A 20,155-nucleotide genomic window follows, 5' to 3' on the forward strand; every position below is an offset into this window, starting at 1 on the left:
CTACGCGGGCGGCAGCACCTTGCCGGGATTGAGGATGCCGTCCGGGTCCAGCGCCGCCTTGACCGCGCGCATCGCCGCCAGGGTCGCCGGGTCGAAGGCCTGGACCATGTACTCGCGCTTGGCCACCCCGATCCCGTGCTCGCCGGACAGGGTGCCGCCGAGCGCGATCACCAGCGCGAACAGCCGTGGCAAAGCCGCCTGCGCGCGCGCGGCCTCGGCCGGGTCGTCGGGGTGGTACATGATGTTGACGTGCAGGTTGCCGTTGCCGGCATGGCCGAAGACCACGATCGGCAACGCGGCCTCTGCGGCCAATGCCTCGACCCCGGCGACCAGGTCGGGGATGCGCGAGACCGGCACCACCACGTCCTCGTTGATCTTGCCCGGGGCGATCGTGCGCAACGCCGGCGACAATGCCTTGCGCGCGGCCCACAGGCGGTCGCGCGCGGCGCCGTCGGCGGCCACGTCCAGTTCGAGCAGGCCGTCGCCTTCGGCGGCCTCGGCCAGCGCCTGCAGGGCGTAGGGCAGGGTGTCGTGGTCGCCATCGGCCTCGACCAGCAGCATCGCCCCGGCTTCGGGCACCTCGGTGCCTTGGTGCCGGAGCAGGGCGATGGCCGCGCGGTCCATGAATTCCAGCATCGCCGGCACCTGCGGCTGGCGCATCAGCCGCGAGACCGCGGCCGCGGCACTGGCCGCGTCGCGGTAGAACGCGCGCAGCCCGGCCTGCGCGGCCGGGCGCGGCGCCAGGCGCAGGGTGGCCTCGACCACCAGGGCCAGGGTGCCCTCGCTGCCGACGACCAGATGGGTGAGGTCGTAGCCGGTGGCGTCCTTGGTCCAGGGACCGCCGCAGCGGATCGTCTCGCCGGTGCCGGTCACCGCGACCAGGCCGAGGACGTTGTCGCGGGTGGCGCCGTACTTCACCGCGCGCGGTCCGCCGGCATTGCAGGCCAGGTTGCCGCCGATGGTGCAGCGTTCGGCGCTGGAGGGGTCGGGCGGCCAGAACAGGCCGTGCGGCTGCAGCGCCTGCTGCAGGTCGCCGTTGAGCACGCCCGGTTCGACCACGGCGCAGCGGTCGCCGGGACGGATCTCGAGGATCCGGTCCATGCGGGCGAAGGAGACGACCACGCCGCCGGCGAAAGGCACGGCGGCCGCGGCGGTGCCGGTGCCGGCGCCGCGGGCGACGATCGGGACGCGGTGGCTGCGGCAGGCGCGGACGATGGCGGCGACCTGGTCGCGGTCGCGGGGGGTGGCGACCGCGGCGGGCATGGCCCACTGGCGCGAGTCGTCCTCGCCATGGGCACGGCGGGCGGCCTCGTCGGTGCGCCATCCCTCCGCGCCGAGCAGGGCGGACAGTTCGGCGTCGAGGGCGTCAGGCAGGGCGTTGGTCATGCCGCGATTGTAGGTGGCGCGGCTCAGACGTCGTCCAGCCGGAACGCATCCTTCAACCAGCGGATCTGGGGCGCGTCCGGGTCGCCGCTGGCCTCGGCCACGTCGAAGCGGCAGGGCAGCCCGGCCAGCCGCGGATGCGAGAGGAGATAGAGCTGCGCGGCGCGGACCAGCTTGCGGCGCTTGCCGTGGTCGACCGAGGCGAAGCCGCCGCCAAAGGCGGCCGAGGCGCGGTAGCGCACCTCGACGAACACCAAAGCGTCGCCGTCGCGCATCACCAGGTCCAGCTCGCCGCCGCGGTAGCCGACGTTGGCGGCCAGGGTGCGCAGGCCGGCGCATTCCAGATGCGCGCGCGCCGCCGCTTCGACCTTGGCCCCGCGGGCGCGGCGGTCGAGGTCGGCGCCGCCCGTCCGTGGGCCGCGCGCGGGCATGGCTCAGCGCGCCAGCGGCACCGGCACGCCGCCGCTGAAGGTGGCCCAGGCCGGCTGGCGGACCACGTTGCCGAAGCCGTCCAGGCGTAGGTCGCCGGTGGCGCCGCGCAGCTCGCCGTCGGCGCGGGTGGCCAGGCGTTCGAGGTAGGCGCTGATCCGCCAGGCGTCGTAGCCGAACGCGAACAGGCGGGCGGCCGGGCCGCGCGCGGTCGGCAGGGCTGCGGCGGCCAGGCTGGCCTGGGGCAGGCCGGCGGCGCCGCGCGAGCTCCAGGCCTCGGTCGGGAACACGATGCCGTCGAGGACCACGTCCTCCTCAGCCTTGCCGGTGCCGGAGGTCAGCTGCGAGGTGCCCACCCGGGTGCGCGCGGCGAAGCCGGCCAGGGCCATCTGCGGCGCCAGGGCGCGGGCCTGCGGGCCGCGCACGGCCAGGAACACCGAGTCGGCCCCGGCCGCGGCCGCCTGCGCGAGCTGGGCGGCGAGGTTGGCCGGCTGCTCGGACACGGTGACCGTGGCGGCGACCTTGCCGCCGCGCTCGGCCAGCCGGCTGGCGAAGGCTTCGGCCGCGCGCCTGCCGTTCTCGTCCTGGCCGGCCAGCACCAGCACCTGGCGGTGCTCGCGCGCGAGCAGGTAGTCGGCGGCGGCCAGGCCGTCGTCCTCGGGAGCCAGCGAGAACATCGCGTGGCCCGGCGGCGGCGCGACGCTGGCGCGGTTCAGGGCCAGGCCGGGCACGTTCAGCGCCGACTCGCGGTAGACCGCGGTCACCTCGTCGCGGCCGAGCGGGCCGACGACGAAGTCGCTGCCCTCCGACACCGCGCGGGCGTAGGCGGCAACGGCGCCGGCCGGGGTGCCGGCGGTGTCGTAGAAGACGACCTCGGGACGCTGGCGGTTCTCGCCGTAGTAGCCGGCGAGCAGGCCGTCGCGCACCGGCGCGGCGGCGGTGGCCAGCTGCCCGGACAGCGGCAGCAGCACCGCCAGCCGGCGCGGCGGGCGGTAGCCGTCGGAGGCGCCGGGCGGGCGCTGGTCGAAGTTCCAGGCCTGGCCCTGGTCGAACGGGCGCGGCAAGGGCAGGCCGCGGCGGACCAGGGCGCGGGCGGCGAAGTTGTACAAGGGGTCCCCGGCCGGCAGGGCGGCGGCACGGGCGGCGAGGGTGGCGTTGTCGAGCGAGGACAGCAGCCGCTCGATCGCGCGCCGGTTCTGGTCGCGGGCATCGCCCTGCAGGCCGGCTTCGGCGCGGGCGCGGGCCGAGGCCGCACCGAGGGCGTCGCCGGCGGCTTCGTACGCGGCTGCCGCGGCCACGTGCCAGCGGGCCTGCAAGGGCACGGCCAGGTAGGCCGGGTCGCCGACCAGCGCGGCCTGCACCTGGCCGGGCTGCTGCGCGGCCGGGGCCAGCTCGGCATTGAGCAGGGACAGGCGGGCGCGGCTGGCGCCGGTGAGCCGGCGCGGATCGAGCTGGGCCAGCAGGCTGCGCGCGCGGGTATCGTCGCCGGCCTCGTGCCAGGCGAAAGCGGCGTCGGCCAGCAGGGCATTGCGCGGCGTGCCCTTGGCGGCGAGGGCCAGGGTCTCCAGGCGCTGGGCGGCTTCCTGCGCCTGGCCCTGTTCGAGCTGGGCCAGGGCGGCGGCGTGGTCCGGCGCGGCGACCGGCGCGGTGGCCACGGTGGCGCAGCCGGCGGCCAGCAGGAGGGCCAGGCCGGGCACCAGCCAGCGCAGGCGGTTCGGGATCGGGGCCAGTCGCGCGTTCGTGTGCATGTCCATCCGTCGGAGCCGGGCCTGCCGGGGGAAAGGGCTTAGGATTCTACCTTTACCCGGATCACGGACCCGCATGCCCGCCGCCGCCCTGCACGTCGTCGCCACGCCCATCGGCAACCTCGGCGACCTGTCCCCGCGCGCCCAGCAGGTGCTGCGCGACGTGGCCGCGATCTGCGCCGAGGACACCCGCCGCAGCGGCCAGCTGCTGGCCCACTTCGGGATCGGCACGCCGTTGCTGGCCCTGCACGAGCACAACGAGCAGCAGCTGGCGCAGCGCCTGGTGGCGCGGCTGCTGGCCGGCGAGTCGCTGGCCCTGGTCAGCGACGCCGGCACGCCGCTGGTCAGCGACCCGGGCTACCGGCTGGTGAAGGCGGCGCGCGAGGCGGGGGTGAGGGTCAGCCCGGTGCCGGGACCGTCGGCGCTGATCGCGGCGCTGAGCGTGGCCGGGCTGCCGAGCGACCGCTTCGCCTTCGAGGGTTTCCTGCCGGCCAAGGCCTCGGCCCGGCGCGAACGCCTGGCGACGCTGGCCGGCGAGCCGCGCACCCTGGTGTTCTACGAGTCCTCGCACCGGATCGAGGAGTCGCTGGCCGACCTGGCCGCGGCCTTCGGCGGCGAGCGCCCGGCGGCGCTGGCGCGGGAACTGACCAAGCTGTTCGAGACGGTCCTGGACGGCGGCCTGGCCGAGCTGCACGCACGGGTCGTGGCCGAGCCCGACCAGCGCAAGGGCGAGTTCGTGCTGGTGGTGCAGGGCGTGGGCGAGGACGCCGACGCCCGGCTGGCCGAGGGCCGCCGCGTGCACGCGATCCTGGCCCGGCAGCTGCCGCCGTCGGCCGCGGCCAAGCTGGCGGCCGAGATCACCGGCGCCCCGCGCAAGGCGCTGTACGGCGGCGGCGACCCCGTGTAGGCGGAGGGATCGCTGGCAGCCGGTTTCCCGCAAACGCATCCGCCATGGCGGTCGCCGGCAAGACCGGCTCCTAGAAGGAAAAGCGTGCCGATCCGTCTACACAGCCCCCCTTGGTAAGGGGGGCGCCGCGACAGCGGCGGGGGATCGGAGGCGAGCAACACGGGGCCCGGAGTCCGCGGAGCGGACTCTGGGGTATTCGAAGGCGAAGCCGTAGAATACGTCCCCGGCGGAGTCGGCCAGACAGTCGCGTCACCCCTCGCTTGTCGGGAGGTGCCGAGGAAAGTCCGGGCTCCACAGGGCACGGTGCCAGGTAACGCCTGGGCGGCGCGAGCCGACGGAAAGTGCAACAGAAAGATACCGCCGATGGCCCTCGCCACCCCGCTGCGGCCCCAAGCCGGGCGACATGACGATGCGAAGCATCGGCCAAGTCTTCCCAGGGAAGGCCGCAGTGGGGTGGCGAGGGATCAGGCAAGGGTGAAATGGTGCGGTAAGAGCGCACCGCGAGTCCGGCAACGGACCGGCACGGCAAACCCCACCGGGAGCAAGACCAAATAGGGACCTCATGACGCGGCCCGCGTCGGGTCCGGGTAGGTTGCTCGAGCGTAACGGCGACGTTGCGCCTAGAGGAATGACTGTCCACGACAGAACCCGGCTTATCGGCCGGCTCCGCCCCTTTCCTGCCCGTTCCGGCGTCGCTCCCTTGTAGGAGCCGGTCTTGCCGGCGACCGCCATGGCCGAGGCATTTGCGTGAAACCAGGCGCCATTGATGCCTCCGACTCCACGGTCGCCGGCAAGACCGGCTCCTACAAGCGCAGGCGGATGCATTCCCGCGCCGCAGGCCGGCCCCCGGTTTCGCGCACCCTCACGCCTCCTTCACAAACCCCGCCACCCCTGAAATCTCAAAATTTGAGACGAAACAGCGACTTGTGGAAAACCCTTGAACTTGTCTGTGAAGATCTCCGCAAACCATTGACGCGACAGGTGATTTTTACCCCTGGAGCCTGTTGACAACCCTGTTGGCGACCCCTAAGGTGGGCTTTCGAGGGAAAACCGGGATTTTTGTGGTTTTCCGTGGTTGAATTGGCCTCCAGCAGCCGGGTCGGACAGCGCGAACGTGTTCCAGGGCGAGACCGCCATCACAGTGGACGACAAGGGGCGGGTGGCCATTCCCACGGCCTACCGCGACCTCGTCGCGCGCGAGTGCGGCAACCGCCTGGTGATCGCCTACAACCCGTTCGAGGCCGGCTCGCTGTACCTGTACCCGCAGCAGGAGTGGGAGCGGGTACGCGATGCGGTCAACCGGCTGCCCAGCACCCGCGCCGCCCACCGCCAGCTGCAGCTGAAGCTGGTCGGCGCCGCCGCGCCGGTGGAGCTGGACGGCAACGGCCGGATCTCGATCCCGGCCAGCCACCGCAGCGCGGTCGGCATCGAGAAGAAGGCCGTGCTGCTGGGCATGGGCGACAAGTTCGAACTGTGGAGCGAGCAGGCGCATCACGCCCAGATCCGGCAGACGCTGTCGGACGAGGACCTGAGCGAGCACATGCTCGACCTGAAGTTGTGATGGCGGGGGACCGGATGCGCGCGACGCAGGCCGGCCACCCCGCGGATCCGTCGGCGCCGCCGGCGCACCTGCCGGTGCTGTTCGCGCAGGTGATCGACGGATTGCGAGTGGTGCCGGACGGACGCTACCTGGACGGCACCTTCGGGCGCGGCGGGCATGCGCGCGGTGTGCTGGAACGACTCGGCCCGGGAGGCCGGCTTCTGCTGATGGACAAGGACCCGGAAGCGATCGCGGAGGCCGAACGCAGCTTCGGCGGCGACGCGCGGGTGTCGATCCGGCGCGGCAGCTTCGCCGCGCTCGCAAGCTGGGAACAGGCCCGCGACCTGGACGGGCTGCTGTTCGACCTGGGCGTGTCCTCGCCGCAGCTGGACGTGGCCGAGCGCGGCTTCTCGTTCGGCAAGGACGGCCCGCTGGACATGCGCATGGACCCGGATTCGGGCGAGAGCGCGGCGCAGTGGCTGGCGCGCGCGGACGAGGCCGAGATCGCCGGGGTGCTGTGGACCTACGGCGAGGAGAAGCAGAGCCGGCGCATCGCCCGCGCGATCGTCGCCCAGCGCGCGAAGCAGCCGATCGAGCGCACCGCGCAGCTGGCCGATCTGATCGGCTCGGTGGTGCCGCGCGGCAAGGACAAGAGCAATCCGGCTACCCGCAGCTTCCAGGCCATCCGCATCCACATCAACCGCGAGCTGGCCGACCTCGAGGCCGGGCTGGACGCGGCGCTGGCGGCGCTCAAGCCCGGCGGCCGGCTGGCGGTGATCAGCTTCCACTCGCTGGAGGACCGCATCGTCAAGCAGTTCATCGCTCGCCACGCCAAGGCGCCGCCGGCCAACCGCCGGCTGCCGGCGGTGCAGGCGTTCGTGCCGACCCTGGCCGCGATCGGCGGCGCGATCCGCGCCGAGGACGACGAGCTGGCCGCCAACCCGCGCGCCCGCAGCGCGGTGCTGCGGGTGGCCGAGAAGCTGGACGCGCAGGGGAGGGCGGCCGCATGAGCCGGTTCCTGCTCGCCTTCCTGCTGCTGTGCACGGTGGCCACCGCCATCGCCGTGGTCTACGAGCGCTACCGCCATCGCCAGCTGTTCGTCGAGCTGACCCGGCTGGAGCGCGAGCGCGACGAACTGAACATCGAGTTCGGCCGGCTGCAGCTGGAGCAGGCGACCTGGGCCCAGGCCAACCGCATCGACCAGCTGGCCCAGGAGCGGCTGGGGATGAAGTTCCCCGAGGCCACGGACATCGTGGTGGTGCGGCCATGAGCGAGCACCGCGCGCCCCGCAACCGCAACCGCAGCGCGTTCAGCCTGCGCGGCCGCATGCTGCTGGTCGCCGTGGCCCTGGGCCTGTGCTCGGTCGCCCTGGTCGGCCGCGCGGCCTACGTGCAGCTGGTCAACGCCGATTTCTACCAGCGCCAGGGCGAGGCCCGCTTCGTCCGCGAGATCCCGATCCCGACTTCGCGCGGCATGATCACCGACCGCAACGGCGAGCCGGTGGCGGTGTCCACTCCGGTCGAGTCGGTGTGGGGCAATCCGCAGGAACTGCTGCGCCATCCCGACCGCCTGCCGGAGCTGGCGCGCGCGCTGGGCGTGCCGCAGGACGAACTGGGCAGCCGGCTGTCGCAGCGTGCGGACAAGGAGTTCGTCTACCTCAAGCGCCGGATCAACCCCGACCAGGCCAGGGCCATCCTCGCCCTCGAGGTGCCTGGGGTGTTCTCGCAGCGTGAGTTCCGCCGCTTCTACCCGCAGGGCGAGGCGATGGCCCACGTGCTGGGCTTCACCAACATCGACGACCGCGGCCAGGAAGGGCTGGAGCTGGCGTTCGACGAATGGCTGCGCGGCAAGCCCGGCAGCAAGCGGGTGATCCGCGACCGCCACGGCCGGATCGTCGAGAACATCGACCTGGTCCGCGCCGCCGAGCCGGGCAAGGACCTGACCCTGAGCATCGACCGCCGGATCCAGTTCCTGGCCTACCGCGAGCTGCGCAACGCGCTGGACGCGCACAAGGCCAGCAGCGGCTCGGTGGTGGTGCTGGACGTGGCCACCGGCGAAGTGCTGGCGATGGTCAACCTGCCCGGCTACAACCCCAACGCGGTCGGCGGCGCGGCCCAGGACGTGCACCGCAACCGCGCGGTCACCGACCTGATCGAGCCCGGCTCGACCATGAAGCCCATTACCGTGGCCGCCGCGCTCAACGCCGGCCGGATCACCGCGGCCAACCGCTTCGACACCAACCCCGGCTACATGGCGCTGGGCAAGTACACCATCCGCGATCACCACAACTACGGCGTGCTGGACGTCACCGGGATCATCACCAAGAGCTCGAACCTGGGCGCGGTGAAACTGGCCGAGCCGCTGGCGCCGCAGTACTTCTACGAGTTCGTGCGCGGCTTCGGCTACGGCCAGGCGCCCAACAGCGGCTTCCCCGGCGAGGCCGCCGGGATCCTGCGCGAGCCGGCGCGCTGGGACGGCCTGACCAAGGCCACCATGTCCTACGGCTACGGCCTGTCGGTGACGCCCTTGCAGATCGCCCAGGCCTACGCCGCGCTGGGCAACCACGGCCGCCTGATCACCCCGACCTTCGTCAAGGGCCAGATCAACGAGGCCCGCCAAGTGGTCAAGCCAGAGATCGCCGACCAGGTCCTGCGGATGATGCAGACCGTGACCGAGCCCGGCGGCACCGCCACCCAGGCCGCGATCCTCGGCTACCACGTCGCCGGCAAGACCGGCACCGCGCGCCAGGCCTCGGCCGGCGGCTACGCGCGACGCTACACCACCACCTTCGCCGGGCTGGTGCCGGCGTCCAATCCGCGTTTCGCCACCGTGGTCGTGGTCAACGATCCGCAGGCCGGCTCCTATTTCGCCGGCCTGGTCTCCGGGCCGGTGTTCCGCAGCGTGATGGAGGACGCCCTGCGGGTGATGGACGTGCCGCCGGACGACATCGAGACCTGGCTGGCGGCGCAGGCCAAGGGCGAGGCCAAGCGCCAGGCGGCGATCCCGCCGTTGCCGGCGGCGCTGGACGAACTCTACGAGGACGACCTGACCATCCCGCCGGCGATGTCCGAGGTGGCGACCGGCGCGGCCGGCGGCGCGGCGATGAGGCAGGCCCCATGAAGCGCAGCCTGCCCCTGTCGCGCCTGCTGCCCGACGTCGCGCTGCCGCGCGACATCGACGTGTCCGGGCTGGTGATGGACAGCCGCGAAGTGCAGCCGGGCGACGCCTTCGTCGCCATCGCCGGCTTCGGCGCCCATGGCCTGGCCTTCGTGGACAACGCGCGCGGCGCCGGCGCGGCCGCGATCCTGTTCGAGCCGCCGGCGCCGCCCGAGCACCCGGCGCCCGCCGACGCGATCGCCGTGCCCGGCCTGCGCGCGCGCCTGGGCGCGATGGGCGACCTGTTCCACGGCCATCCCTCGCATGCGATGACGATGGTCGGGGTCACCGGCACCAACGGCAAGACCTCCACCGTGCAGCTGCTGGCCCAGGCCTGGCACCTGCGCGGGCTGCGCAGCGGCAGCATCGGCACCCTCGGCGCCGGCCGCTACGGCCAGGTCCAGCCGACCGGCTTCACCACCCCGCTGGTGCTGCGCATGCACGCCCTGCTGGGCGGGCTGCGCGACGAGGGCGTGCAGGCGCTGGCGATGGAGGTCAGCTCGCACGCGCTCGACCAGGGCCGGGTCGACGGCGTGCACTACGACGTGGCGGTGTTCACCAACCTCACCCGCGACCACCTCGACTACCACGGCGACATGGAGCGCTACGGCGCGGCCAAGGCGCGGCTGTTCGCGCGGCCGGGGCTGAAGGCGGCGGTGCTCAACCTGGACGACGCCTACGGCCGCCGCCTGCATGCCGGGCTCGCGCCGGAGCTGCAGGCGGTGGGCGTGAGCTCGCGCGGCGCGGCCGATGCCGTCCTGCGCGCCGAGGACCTGCGCCTGGACGGCCGCGGGATCGGCTTCGAGCTGGTCGCTGGGGAAGAATCGCACCCGGTGCGTTCGCCCCTGCTCGGCCGCTTCAACGTCGACAACCTGCTGGCCGTGGCCGGCGCCCTGTACGCGCTGGGCGACGCCCCGGCGACGATTGCCGCGACCCTGTCGCAGCTGCAGCCGGTGGCCGGGCGGATGAACCGCCTCGGCGGCGACGGCGTGCTGCCGCTGGTGGTGGTCGACTACGCCCATACCCCCGACGCGCTGGAACAGGCCCTGTCCAGCCTGCGCGCCCACGCCGGCAACCGGTTGGTGTGCGTGTTCGGCTGCGGCGGCGAGCGCGACCGCGGCAAGCGGCCGATGATGGCGGCGATCGCCGAGGCCGGCGCCGACGCGGTGATCGTCACCGACGACAACCCGCGCGGCGAGGACGGCGACGCGATCGTCGCCGACGTGGTCGCCGGCTTCGCCGCGCCGCAGGCGGTGACGGTGGAGCGCGACCGCGCCGCCGCGATCGCCCGCGCCATCGGCCAGGCCGGCCCGGACGACATCGTGCTGGTCGCCGGCAAGGGCCACGAGCCGTACCAGGACGTGGCCGGCGTACGCCACCCGTTCGACGACGCCGAGGTGGCGCGCGCGGCGCTGGCCGCGCGCCAGACCCCGACCGCGGAGGTGCGCGGCACGCCGTGCATGGATGCACAAGTGGTGCGGCCGCAGGATGCGGGGGAGCATCCATGAACCGCCTGCCGCTCTCCCTGATCGCGCACTGGGGCGGAGGCGAACTCCACGGCGAGGACGTGCCGGTGGACGCGATCACCCAGGACACCCGCCAGCTCGCCGCCGGCAGCCTGTACGTGGCCCTGCGCGGCGAGCGCTTCGACGGCCACGACTTCGCCGCCGACGCGCTGGCGCGCGGCGCGAGCGCCCTGCTGGTCGAGCGCCGGCTGGAGCTGGACGCGCCACAGGTGCTGGTCGCCGACAGCGAGCGCGCGCTGGCCAGGATCGCCGCCGGCATCCAGCGCGACCGCGCCGCCAAGGTCGTGGCCATCACCGGCAGCAACGGCAAGACCAGCGTCAAGACCCTGGCCCTGGCGGTGCTGCGAAGGGCCGGCCGCGCCTACGCCAACCCGGGCAACCGCAACAACGAGATCGGCCTGCCGCTGGCGGTGATCGACGCCCCCGAGGACGCGCAGTTCGCGATCTACGAGATGGGCGCCGGCAAGCCGGGCGACATCGCCTACCTCACCGCCATCGCCGCGCCCGACGTGGCCCTGGTCAACAACGTCGCCGCCGCCCACCTGGAACGGATGGGCAGCCTGCTGGGCGTGGCCGAGACCAAGGGCGCGATCTACGCCGCGCTGGGCGAGGGCGGCACCGCGGTGGTCAACGCCGACGACGCCTTCGGTGCGTGGTTCGAGCAGCAGGTGATCCGCGCCGGCGACAGCGGCCGCAAGGTGCTGCGCTTCGGCCTGGACGCCAGCGCCGAGGTCACTGCGCGCGAGATCGTGGCCACCGCCCAGGGCAGCAGCTTCGTCCTGGTCTCGCCGCAGGGCGAGGCCCGGGTGGAACTGGCGCTGCCCGGCCGCCACAACGTGCGCAACGCCCTGGCCGCGGCCTGCATTGGCCTGGCCTGCGGGCTTTCGCCGCAGGACATCGCCGCCGGACTGGGCGACGCCCGCCCGGTGGCCGGCCGCCAGGTCGCGCACGCGCTGCCCGGCGGCGCGGTGCTGATCGACGACAGCTACAACGCCAATCCCGGTTCGGTCGCCGCCGCGATCGAGGCCCTGGCCGCCAGTGGCGACGAGGCCTGGCTGGTGCTGGGCGACATGCGCGAGCTGGGGCCGGAGGCCGAGGCCCTGCACGCCGACGCCGGCCGCCGCGCGCGCGAGTCGCGGATCGGACGGCTGTACGCGCTCGGTCCGCTCAGCGCCGCCGCCGCGCGCGCCTTCGGCGACGGCGGCCGCCATTTCCACAGCCACGAGGCGCTGGCCGCCGCGCTGGCCGCGGACCTGCGGGGACGGGCGCCGGTGGACGTGGCCGGCGGCGCCGGGCACCCCCTGCGGGTGCTGGTGAAGGGTTCGCGCGGCAGCGCGATGGACAGGATCGTGACCGCGCTGCTGGCGCAGGGGGACACCTCGGATGTTGCTTGAACTGGCGCGCTGGCTGCAGGGACTGGAGAACTTCTTCGGCCTGTTCGGCTACCTGACCTTTCGCGGCATCCTCGCCGCGCTGACCTCGCTGTTCCTGTCGCTGTGGCTGGGCCCGGCGGTGATCCGCAAGCTCGGCCAGCTCAAGGGCGGCCAGCCGATCCGCAAGGACGGCCCGCAGTCGCACTTCTCCAAGGCCGGCACCCCGACCATGGGCGGGGCGCTGATCCTGCTCACGGTGCTGCTGTCGGTGCTGCTGTGGGGCGACCTGCGCAACAAGTACGTGTGGACCGTGCTGCTGGTGATGCTGGCCTACGGCGCGATCGGCTGGTACGACGACTGGATCAAGATCGTCAAGCGCGATCCCAACGGCCTGAAGTCGCGCTGGAAGTACCTTTTGCAGTCGATCTTCGGCCTGGCCGCCGGCCTGTACCTGTACCTGTACGCGGACGTGCCGGCGGCGACCACCTTCTACGTGCCGTTCTTCAAGTCGATCGCCCTGCCGCTGGCCGGCATCTCGTTCGTGGCCATCGCCTACTTCTGGATCGTCGGCTTCTCCAACGCGGTCAACCTGACCGATGGCCTGGACGGCCTGGCGATCATGCCGACCGTGCTGGTGGCCTGCGCCCTGGCGGTGTTCGCCTACGCCTCCGGCCACGCCGAGTTCTCGCGCTACCTGCAGATCCCGCAGGTACCGGGCGCCGGCGAGCTGGCGATCATCTGCGCGGCGATCGCCGGCGCCGGCCTGGGCTTCCTCTGGTTCAACACCTATCCGGCGATGGTGTTCATGGGCGACATCGGCGCCCTGGCCCTGGGCGCGGTGCTGGGTACGATCGCGGTGATCGTGCGCCAGGAACTGGTGCTGGTGGTCATGGGCGGCATCTTCGTCATCGAGACGCTCTCGGTGATGATCCAGGTGGCCTCGTTCAAGCTCACCGGCAAGCGCGTGTTCCGGATGGCGCCGATCCACCACCACTTCGAGCTGAAGGGTTGGCCGGAGCCGCGGGTGATCGTCCGCTTCTGGATCATCTCGGTGATCCTCGTGCTGGTCGGCCTGGCGACCTTGAAGGTGCGCTGATGAACGACCTTTCCCGCCAGGCGACCCGGCTGGAGGCCATCGGCGGCCGCTACGACCCGTGGCTGCTCGGCGCCGCGCTGGCGCTGGCCTGCCTGGGCGTGGTGATGGTCGCCTCGTCCTCGATCGCCATCGGCGAGAACCTGGGGGTGGGGCCGTTCCACTACCTGGTCCGGCACGTGCTGTTCGTCGGCGTCGGCCTGGGCCTGGCGATGGTGACCATGCGCACCGAGCTCAAGGCGGTGGAGAAGCACAACCAGTGGCTGCTGCTGGGCTGCTTCGTGCTGCTCCTGCTGCCGTGGCTGCCGGGGATCGGGGTCACCGTCAACGGCGCCCGGCGCTGGATCAACCTGGGCGTGTCCCGCTTCCAGGTGGTCGAGGCGGTGAAGGTGCTCTACATCGTCTGGCTGGCCAGCTACCTGGTGCGCTTCCGCGACGAGGTCAACGCCACCTGGCCGGCGATGCTCAAGCCGCTGGGCGTGGCCGGCCTGCTGATCGTGATGCTGCTGGCCCAGCCGGACTTCGGCTCGGCCACCCTGCTGCTGGGCATCACCGCCGGCATGCTGGTGCTGGGCGGTGTGAACCTGCCGCGGATGTCGGCACCGGTGGTGATCGCCCTGCCGGCGATGGTCGCGCTGGTGGTGTTCGAGCCCTACCGCATGCGCCGGGTGACCTCGTTCATGGACCCGTGGCAGGACCAGCTCGGCGCCGGCTACCAGCTGTCCAACGCGCTGATGGCGATCGGCCGCGGCGAGTGGTTCGGCGTGGGCCTGGGCGCGTCGGTGCAGAAGCTCAACTACCTGCCCGAGGCGCACACCGACTTCATCTTCTCGGTGATCGCCGAGGAGCTGGGCTTCGCCGGGGTGTGCGTGGTGATCGGCCTGTATGCGCTGCTGGTCGGCCGCGCCCTGTACCTGGGCATGAAGTGCGTGGAGATGCGCCGCCACTTCGCCGGCTACATCGCCTTCGGCACCGGGCTATGGGTGGGGATGCAGAGCTTCGTGTCGATCGGCGTGAACCTCGGCGTGCTGCCGACCAAGGGCCTGACCCTGCCGCTGGTGTCCTCCGGCGGCTCCAGCGTGATGATGACCTGCGTGGCCGTGGGCCTGCTGCTGCGCGTCTCCTACGAGCTCGACCGGGCCGAGCGCCAGGTCGCGCGGCTGCGCCAGGACGCCCCGGCCGCCGCCGAGGAAGCGCCGGTCGCGAGCCCGCGGGTGGCTCCGGTGTCGGCCGGCGCCTACCGTGCGGCGCCGGTGCAGCCGGCGGCACCGGCGCGCCCGGCCGCCGCACACGCCGCGTCGCCGAACCCCAGCCGCGGCACCTCGCGGGTCGAACCGACCTTCGGGAGCTTTGCCTGATGGCCGCGCAGACCTCCACCGCGCAGGCGCCAAGCCCGGTCATGATCATGGCCGGCGGCACCGGCGGCCACATCTTCCCGGGTCTGGCCGTGGCCGACGAACTGCGCGCGCGTGGCGTGCCGGTGGTCTGGCTGGGTGCGGCCGGGGCGATGGAGACCCGGCTGGTGCCGCAGCACGGCATCGAGATCGACACCCTGCCCATCGCCGGCGTGCGCGGCAAGGGCAAGCTCGCCCTGCTGGCCGCGCCCTGGCGCCTGGCCCAGGCGGTCAATGCGGCGCGCGCGGTGCTGCGCCGGCGCCGGCCGCGCGCGGTGATCGGCTTCGGCGGCTTCGCTTCCGGGCCCGGCGGCCTGGCCGCGCGCCTGGCCGGGCTGCCTTTGCTGGTGCACGAGCAGAACCGCGCCCCGGGCCTGACCAACCGCGTGCTCTCGCGCCTGGCGCGGCGCACGCTCAGCGGTTTCCCCGGCAGCTTCGCCCGCGAGGAGGTCACCGGCAATCCGGTGCGCACCCAGATCGCCGCGCTGCCCGCACCGGACGAGCGCCTGGCCGGCCGCGAAGGCGCCCTGCGGGTGCTGGTGCTGGGCGGCAGCCAGGGCGCGCGCGCGCTCAACGAGGCGATGCCGCGCGCGCTGGCCGCGCTCGCCGTCGGGGCAACCATCGAGGTGCGCCACCAGTGCGGCGAGAAGCTGCGCGCCGAAGCCGAGCAGGCCTACGCCAGCGCCGGCGTCGCCGCCGGCGTCGAGGCCTTCATCGCCGACATGGCCGCCGCCTACGCCTGGGCCGACCTGGTGGTCTGCCGCTCCGGCGCCTCGACCCTGGCCGAGCTGTGCGCGGTCGGCGTGGGCAGCGTGCTGGTGCCGTTCGCCGCCGCGGTCGACGATCACCAGACCCGCAACGCCGAATACCTGGTCGAGCACGGCGCCGCGCTCCTGCTGAAGCAGGACGCGCAGCTGGCTGCGAACCTCGAAGCCGCCCTGCGCACGCTGGCCGCCGATCCCGCCCGTCGCCTGGCGATGGCCCGGGCCGCGCGCGGCCTGGCGCGCACCGACGCGGCCGCGCGCATCGCCGACGCCGTCCTCGAAGCATCCATTTCCCGAACCGGAGCCCCCGCATGATCCGCCGCCTGAACGACACCGACGACCTGGTACGCGCCTTCCCGCGCGTGCACTTCGTCGGCATTGGCGGCACCGGAATGAGCGGCATCGCCGAGGTGATGCTGACGCTGGGCTACGAGGTCTCCGGCTCGGACAACGCCGACAACGCCGCCACCCGCCGCCTGGCGCGGCTGGGCGCACGGGTGATCCGCGGCCACTCGGCCGCCAACGTGCTTGGCACCGACTGCGTGGTGGTCTCCAGCGCGATCCGCGACGACAACCCGGAGCTGATGGAGGCGCGCAGCCAGCGCATCCCGATCGTGCCGCGCGCGGCGATGCTGGCCGAGCTGATGCGCTTCCGCCGCGGCATTGCCGTCGCCGGCACCCACGGCAAGACCACCACCACCAGCCTGACCGCGGCGGTGCTCAGCGAGGGCGGGCTGGACCCGACCTTCGTGATCGGCGGCCAGCTGCTGGCGGCCGGCGCCAACGCCAAGCTCGGCGGCGGCCAGTGGCTGGTGGCCGAGGCCGACGAGAGCGACGGCAGCTTCCTGCGCCTGAACCCGCTGGTGGCGGTGATCACGAACATCGACGCCGACCACCTGGAGAACTACGGCGGCGACTTCGCCCGCCTGCAGTCGGCCTTCGCCGAGTTCCTGCAAAGGCTGCCGTTCTACGGCCTGGCGGTGCTGTGCATCGACGACCCGGAAGTGGCGAAGCTGGCCGCGCACACCCCGCGCCACGTGATGACCTACGGCACCGCCGAGAACGCCGACGTGCGCGCCGACGATATCGTCCAGGACGGCCCGCGCATGCGCTTCACCCTGCGCCTGCCGGAGGGCGCGACGGTGCCGGTGACCCTGGCCCTGCCGGGCCGGCACAACGTGCTCAATGCCCTGGCCGCCGCCGCGGTGGCCTGGCAGCTCGGCGTGTCGCCGGCGAACATCGCCGCGGCGCTGGAGAAGTTCGCCGGCATCGGCCGGCGCTTCAACGACCTGGGCGAAGTCGCCACCGCTTCGGGTGCGAAGGTGCGCGTGGTCGACGACTACGGCCACCATCCCAAGGAGCTGGCCGCGGTGTTCGCCGCCGCCCGCGGCGGCTGGCCGGACAAGCGCCTGGTGGTGGCGTTCCAGCCGCACCGCTACAGCCGCACCCGCGACCAGTTCGACGCCTTCGCCGCGGTGCTGTCGGAGGCCGACGCTTTGGTACTCAGCGAGGTCTACCCGGCCGGCGAGGCGCCGATCCCCGGCGCCGATGCCCGCGCCCTGGCCCGCGCGATCCGCGCCCGCGGTCGCAGTGAGCCGGTGGTGGTGGGGAAGGTGGCCGACCTGGTCCACGTGCTGCCCGACGTGCTGCAGGCCGGCGACCTTTTGCTGATGATGGGCGCCGGCGACATCGGCTACGTCGCCCAGCAGGTGGCCGCGGACGGCTTCGCACCGGCGGGAGACGCCGCATGAGTGCGACCGTGGCCGCGCCGCGCTTCACCGATCCGGCCGTGTTCGGCCGGGTCGCCGTGCTCTTGGGCGGCACTAGTTCCGAACGCGAAGTCTCGCTCGACTCGGGCCGCAACGTGCTCGAGGCGTTGCGCGCGCGCGGGGTCGACGCCCATCCGGTGGACGGCATCCCGGCGCTGGCGCAGGCGCTGGTGGAGAAGAAGTTCGACCGCGTCTTCAACGTCCTCCACGGCCAGCGCGGCGGTGGCGAGGACGGCGTGGTCCAGGGCCTGATGGAGGCCCTGGGCGTGCCCTACACCGGCTCGGGCGTGCTCGGCTCGGCGCTGGCGATGGACAAGATCCGGACCAAGCAGGTCTGGCTGTCGCTGAACCTGCCGACCCCGCGCTACGTGCGCCTGCCGCGCGGCGTGGACGCGGCGGCGGTGCGCGAGGCCGCGCGCGCGCTCGGCCTGCCGGTGATCGTCAAGCCGTCCTCGGAAGGGTCCAGCGTCGGCGTGTCGCGGGTGCTGGACGAGGCCGGCCTGGACGATGCGGTCGCGCTGGCCACGCGCTATCCGGGCGAGCTGCTGATGGAGCAGATGGTGGTCGGCGACGAGCTGACCGTCGGCATCCTCGGCGACCTGGCGCTGCCGTCGATCCGGATCGTGCCCAAGGGCGAGTGGTACGACTACGAAGCGAAGTACATCGCCGAGGACACCCAGTACCTGTGCCCCGGCCTGGACGGCGAGGACGAGTTGCGGGTGCGCGAACTGGCCCTGGCCGCGTTCCGCGCTGCCGGCTGCGAGGGCTGGGGCCGGGTGGACGTGATGCGTTCGCGCGCCACCGGCGCGCCCTACCTGCTGGAAGTGAACACCGCCCCGGGCATGACCAGCCACTCGCTGGTGCCCAAGGCCGCGCGCCAGATCGGGATCGACTTCGAGGAACTATGCTGGCGGATCCTGGAAGGCACCGTCGCCGGAGGTGCCGTCGGGTGAACGCTTTGCTGCGCATCCTGGCCTGGCTGCTCGCGGTGGCGCTGGTCGCTTCGCCGGTGGTGGCCGTGCTCAACGGCTGGGTCGGCGCCGAGCGCTGGTCCCTATCGCGGCTGCGCGTGACCGGCCAGTTCGAGCGGGTCCAGGCCGAGCCCCTGCGCGCGGCGTTGGCGCCGTACGCGCGCGCCGGCTACTTCGCGGTGAGGCTGGACGACGCCCAGCGCGCGGTCGAGCGCCTGCCGTGGGTGGAGACCGCGGTGGTGCGCAAGCAGTGGCCGGACGTGCTGGAAGTGCAGGTGGTCGAGCACCGCCCGTTCGCGCGCTGGGGCGCCGACCGGCTGCTGTCCGAGCGCGGCCGGCTGTTCCCGCTGCCGGCCGACCTGGCCGAGGCGCGCCTGCCGCAGCTCGGCGGCCCGGACGCGCGCACCGCCGAGGTGGTCGAGCTGTACAACGAGACCCGGGCCCTGTTCGCTCCGCTCGGCTACGGGGTGGCCACCCTGGGCATGGACGCGCGCGGCAGCTGGTCGCTGGTGCTGGACAACGGCACCGAGGTGGTGATCGGCCGCGACGACGCCCGCGCCCGCCTGGCCCGCTTCGTGCGCGTGCTGCCGCAGCTGCTGGCGCAGCAGGCGCGGCCTTTGCAGCGTGCCGACCTGCGCTACACCAACGGCTTCACCCTGGCCTGGGGCCAGCCCCGCCAGTCCTCCTCTTCCCCCAGTCCGCAGGTGCCGGCCGGCGCCGCGCGGCCGCATGCAGCACAGGCGAGCAGTACATGAACCGCAAAGGCGACAAGTCCCTCATCGTCGGCCTCGACATCGGCACCTCCAAGGTGGTGGCGCTGGTGGGCGAGTACTCGCCGGGCAACCCGATCGAGGTCATCGGCATCGGTTCGCACGAGTCGCGCGGGCTCAAGCGCGGGGTGGTGGTGGACATCGAGTCCACCGTGCAGTCGATCCAGCGCGCGGTCGAGGAGGCCGAGCTGATGGCCGGCTGCGAGATCCGCTCGGTCTACGCCTCCATCTCCGGCAACCACGTGCAGTGCAAGAACTCGCCGGGCATCGTCCCGATCCGCGACGGCGAGGTCACCTGGCAGGACCTGGACCGGGTGCTGGACGCGGCCAAGGCGGTCGCGATCCCGGCCGACCAGCGCATCCTCCACGCGATCCCGCGCGAGTACGTGCTGGACGATTCGCAGGAAGGCATCCGCAACCCGGTCGGCATGACCGGCGTGCGCCTGGAGGTGCACGCGCACCTGGTCACCTGCGCCCAGTCGGCCGCCCAGAACATCACCAAGTGCGTGCAGCGCTGCGGCCTGCAGGTGGACGACCTGATCCTGTCCTCGCTGGCCTCTTCAGTGGCGGTGCTGACCGCCGACGAGCGCGAGCTGGGCGTGGTCCTGGTCGACATGGGCGCCGGCACCACCGACATCGCGGTGTTCATCCAGGGCGCGATCTGCCACACCGCCTCCTTGCCGATCGCCGGCGACCACGTCACCAACGACATCGCCCACATGCTGCGCACGCCGACCCCGGAAGCGGAGCAGATCAAGGTGCGCTACGCCTGCGCCCTGGCCCAGCTGGCCACCGCCGAGGAAAGCATCCAGGTGCCTTCGGTCGGCGACCGCCCGCCGCGGCGGATGCCGCGCGCCTCGCTGGCGCAGGCGGTGCAGGGCCGCTACGAGGAGATCTTCGAGATGGTCCAGGCCGAGCTGCGCCGTTCCGGCTTCGAGGAACTGGTGCGCGCGGGCATGGTCCTGACCGGCGGCGCATCGAAGATGGAAGGGGTGATCGAGCTGGCCGAGGAGATGCTGCAGATGCCGGTACGGATCGGCATCCCGCAGCACGTCACCGGTCTGGGCGAGGTGGTCGGCAACCCGGTCCATGCCAGTGGCGTGGGCTTGCTGCTGATGGGCAGCCAGATCGAGCACCCGCGGCGGCCGTCGCTGCCCAGCGGCCGCGCCGGGAGCTTCCTCAAGAAGATGATCGAGTACTACCGCGGCAGGTTCTGAACCTGCGCGCGGCGGCGGAACGAGGACGGAAGGTTGGCGGTGAACGGGCAGGGGCCCGCGGAACGGAAGGCGACAAGGCAGTACCCACAAACGCCGGAGCACAGAAAGCCGGCACTTA

At 72.9% G+C, this 20,155-nt stretch carries 17 protein-coding genes and 1 other RNA gene; 15 read left to right on the top strand and 3 right to left on the bottom strand.

Annotation, left to right across the window (positions count from 1 at the left end; all coding sequences use genetic code 11):
• Genes CSC62_RS08035 through CSC62_RS08045 form a run of 3 tightly spaced genes read right to left on the bottom strand, consistent with a single transcriptional unit; the run spans position 1 to position 3,560 of the window.
• Positions 1 to 1,386, bottom strand: a complete 1,386-nt coding sequence (locus tag CSC62_RS08035) for an FAD-binding oxidoreductase (protein WP_162405662.1) — start codon at positions 1,384 to 1,386, stop codon at positions 1 to 3.
• Between the two features lie 23 nt (positions 1,387 to 1,409).
• On the bottom strand, positions 1,410 to 1,814 hold the full coding sequence (locus tag CSC62_RS08040; protein WP_162405663.1) for a YraN family protein: 405 nt from the start codon (positions 1,812 to 1,814) through the stop codon (positions 1,410 to 1,412).
• 3 nt (positions 1,815 to 1,817) lie between these two features.
• Positions 1,818 to 3,560, bottom strand: a complete 1,743-nt coding sequence (locus CSC62_RS08045) for a penicillin-binding protein activator (RefSeq protein WP_162405664.1) — start codon at positions 3,558 to 3,560, stop codon at positions 1,818 to 1,820.
• Positions 3,561 to 3,633: 73 nt separating this feature from the next.
• Between CSC62_RS08045 and rsmI the strand changes: the two genes are divergently transcribed.
• The 15 genes from rsmI (at position 3,634) to ftsA (ending at position 20,037) form a co-directional block, all read left to right on the top strand.
• Positions 3,634 to 4,464 carry a 16S rRNA (cytidine(1402)-2'-O)-methyltransferase gene (gene rsmI / locus CSC62_RS08050; protein ID WP_162405665.1) on the top strand — a complete coding sequence of 277 codons (831 nt, stop codon included), beginning with the start codon at positions 3,634 to 3,636 and terminating at the stop codon, positions 4,462 to 4,464.
• A gap of 228 nt (positions 4,465 to 4,692) precedes the next feature.
• An RNA gene (rnpB, locus tag CSC62_RS08055) (RNase P RNA component class A) lies at positions 4,693 to 5,136 on the top strand.
• A 442-nt stretch (positions 5,137 to 5,578) separates the two neighbouring features.
• The gene (gene mraZ, locus CSC62_RS08060; protein WP_162405666.1) at positions 5,579 to 6,025 is read left to right on the top strand and encodes a division/cell wall cluster transcriptional repressor MraZ; all 447 of its coding nucleotides are present in this window, start codon (positions 5,579 to 5,581) and stop codon (positions 6,023 to 6,025) included.
• A 14-nt stretch (positions 6,026 to 6,039) separates the two neighbouring features.
• A complete protein-coding gene (rsmH, locus tag CSC62_RS08065; protein WP_162405667.1) occupies positions 6,040 to 7,014 on the top strand; it encodes a 16S rRNA (cytosine(1402)-N(4))-methyltransferase RsmH in 975 nt (324 codons plus the stop codon).
• Positions 7,011 to 7,274, top strand: coding sequence for a cell division protein FtsL (gene ftsL, locus CSC62_RS08070; RefSeq protein WP_162405668.1), 264 nt, complete (start codon positions 7,011 to 7,013; stop codon positions 7,272 to 7,274). The genes rsmH and ftsL overlap by 4 nt, the downstream gene beginning before the upstream one ends.
• On the top strand, positions 7,271 to 9,124 hold the full coding sequence (locus CSC62_RS08075; protein WP_162405669.1) for a peptidoglycan D,D-transpeptidase FtsI family protein: 1,854 nt from the start codon (positions 7,271 to 7,273) through the stop codon (positions 9,122 to 9,124). The genes ftsL and CSC62_RS08075 overlap by 4 nt, the downstream gene beginning before the upstream one ends.
• Complete coding sequence (locus CSC62_RS08080) at positions 9,121 to 10,668, top strand: UDP-N-acetylmuramoyl-L-alanyl-D-glutamate--2,6-diaminopimelate ligase (RefSeq protein ID WP_162405670.1); 1,548 nt, start codon at positions 9,121 to 9,123, stop codon at positions 10,666 to 10,668. Before CSC62_RS08075 ends, CSC62_RS08080 begins: the two co-directional genes overlap by 4 nt.
• Positions 10,665 to 12,080, top strand: a complete 1,416-nt coding sequence (locus CSC62_RS08085) for a UDP-N-acetylmuramoyl-tripeptide--D-alanyl-D-alanine ligase (protein ID WP_162405671.1) — start codon at positions 10,665 to 10,667, stop codon at positions 12,078 to 12,080. The genes CSC62_RS08080 and CSC62_RS08085 overlap by 4 nt, the downstream gene beginning before the upstream one ends.
• On the top strand, positions 12,070 to 13,155 hold the full coding sequence (gene mraY, locus CSC62_RS08090) for a phospho-N-acetylmuramoyl-pentapeptide-transferase (RefSeq protein ID WP_162405672.1): 1,086 nt from the start codon (positions 12,070 to 12,072) through the stop codon (positions 13,153 to 13,155). The genes CSC62_RS08085 and mraY overlap by 11 nt, the downstream gene beginning before the upstream one ends.
• A complete protein-coding gene (gene ftsW, locus CSC62_RS08095; protein ID WP_162405673.1) occupies positions 13,155 to 14,510 on the top strand; it encodes a putative lipid II flippase FtsW in 1,356 nt (451 codons plus the stop codon). Before mraY ends, ftsW begins: the two co-directional genes overlap by 1 nt.
• Complete coding sequence (murG, locus tag CSC62_RS08100) at positions 14,510 to 15,625, top strand: undecaprenyldiphospho-muramoylpentapeptide beta-N-acetylglucosaminyltransferase (protein ID WP_162405674.1); 1,116 nt, start codon at positions 14,510 to 14,512, stop codon at positions 15,623 to 15,625. The genes ftsW and murG overlap by 1 nt, the downstream gene beginning before the upstream one ends.
• Positions 15,622 to 17,061, top strand: a complete 1,440-nt coding sequence (murC, locus tag CSC62_RS08105; protein ID WP_162405675.1) for a UDP-N-acetylmuramate--L-alanine ligase — start codon at positions 15,622 to 15,624, stop codon at positions 17,059 to 17,061. The genes murG and murC overlap by 4 nt, the downstream gene beginning before the upstream one ends.
• On the top strand, positions 17,058 to 18,032 hold the full coding sequence (locus tag CSC62_RS08110; protein WP_162405676.1) for a D-alanine--D-alanine ligase: 975 nt from the start codon (positions 17,058 to 17,060) through the stop codon (positions 18,030 to 18,032). The genes murC and CSC62_RS08110 overlap by 4 nt, the downstream gene beginning before the upstream one ends.
• Positions 18,029 to 18,805: a cell division protein FtsQ/DivIB gene (locus CSC62_RS08115; protein ID WP_162405677.1), complete on the top strand. Its 777-nt coding sequence runs from the start codon at positions 18,029 to 18,031 to the stop codon at positions 18,803 to 18,805. The genes CSC62_RS08110 and CSC62_RS08115 overlap by 4 nt, the downstream gene beginning before the upstream one ends.
• Positions 18,802 to 20,037, top strand: coding sequence for a cell division protein FtsA (gene ftsA, locus CSC62_RS08120; RefSeq protein ID WP_162405678.1), 1,236 nt, complete (start codon positions 18,802 to 18,804; stop codon positions 20,035 to 20,037). Before CSC62_RS08115 ends, ftsA begins: the two co-directional genes overlap by 4 nt.
• The last annotated feature ends 118 nt before the right edge of the window (positions 20,038 to 20,155 follow it).

The sequence above is a fragment of the Pseudoxanthomonas jiangsuensis genome, from assembly GCF_010093185.1.
GTDB lineage: Bacteria > Pseudomonadota > Gammaproteobacteria > Xanthomonadales > Xanthomonadaceae > Pseudoxanthomonas > Pseudoxanthomonas jiangsuensis.

Bases quoted from the DNA above. Each gene is read 5' to 3' on its own strand.
- CSC62_RS08035 (WP_162405662.1), bottom strand. From the start codon at position 1,386: ATGACCAACGCCCTGCCTGACGCCCTCGACGCCGAACTGTCCGCCCTG.
- CSC62_RS08040 (WP_162405663.1), bottom strand. From the start codon at position 1,814: ATGCCCGCGCGCGGCCCACGGACGGGCGGCGCCGACCTCGACCGCCGC.
- CSC62_RS08045 (WP_162405664.1), bottom strand. From the start codon at position 3,560: ATGCACACGAACGCGCGACTGGCCCCGATCCCGAACCGCCTGCGCTGG.
- rsmI (WP_162405665.1), top strand. From the start codon at position 3,634: ATGCCCGCCGCCGCCCTGCACGTCGTCGCCACGCCCATCGGCAACCTC.
- rsmH (WP_162405667.1), top strand. From the start codon at position 6,040: ATGCGCGCGACGCAGGCCGGCCACCCCGCGGATCCGTCGGCGCCGCCG.
- ftsL (WP_162405668.1), top strand. From the start codon at position 7,011: ATGAGCCGGTTCCTGCTCGCCTTCCTGCTGCTGTGCACGGTGGCCACC.
- CSC62_RS08075 (WP_162405669.1), top strand. From the start codon at position 7,271: ATGAGCGAGCACCGCGCGCCCCGCAACCGCAACCGCAGCGCGTTCAGC.
- CSC62_RS08080 (WP_162405670.1), top strand. From the start codon at position 9,121: ATGAAGCGCAGCCTGCCCCTGTCGCGCCTGCTGCCCGACGTCGCGCTG.
- CSC62_RS08085 (WP_162405671.1), top strand. From the start codon at position 10,665: ATGAACCGCCTGCCGCTCTCCCTGATCGCGCACTGGGGCGGAGGCGAA.
- mraY (WP_162405672.1), top strand. From the start codon at position 12,070: ATGTTGCTTGAACTGGCGCGCTGGCTGCAGGGACTGGAGAACTTCTTC.
- ftsW (WP_162405673.1), top strand. From the start codon at position 13,155: ATGAACGACCTTTCCCGCCAGGCGACCCGGCTGGAGGCCATCGGCGGC.
- murG (WP_162405674.1), top strand. From the start codon at position 14,510: ATGGCCGCGCAGACCTCCACCGCGCAGGCGCCAAGCCCGGTCATGATC.
- murC (WP_162405675.1), top strand. From the start codon at position 15,622: ATGATCCGCCGCCTGAACGACACCGACGACCTGGTACGCGCCTTCCCG.
- CSC62_RS08110 (WP_162405676.1), top strand. From the start codon at position 17,058: ATGAGTGCGACCGTGGCCGCGCCGCGCTTCACCGATCCGGCCGTGTTC.
- ftsA (WP_162405678.1), top strand. From the start codon at position 18,802: ATGAACCGCAAAGGCGACAAGTCCCTCATCGTCGGCCTCGACATCGGC.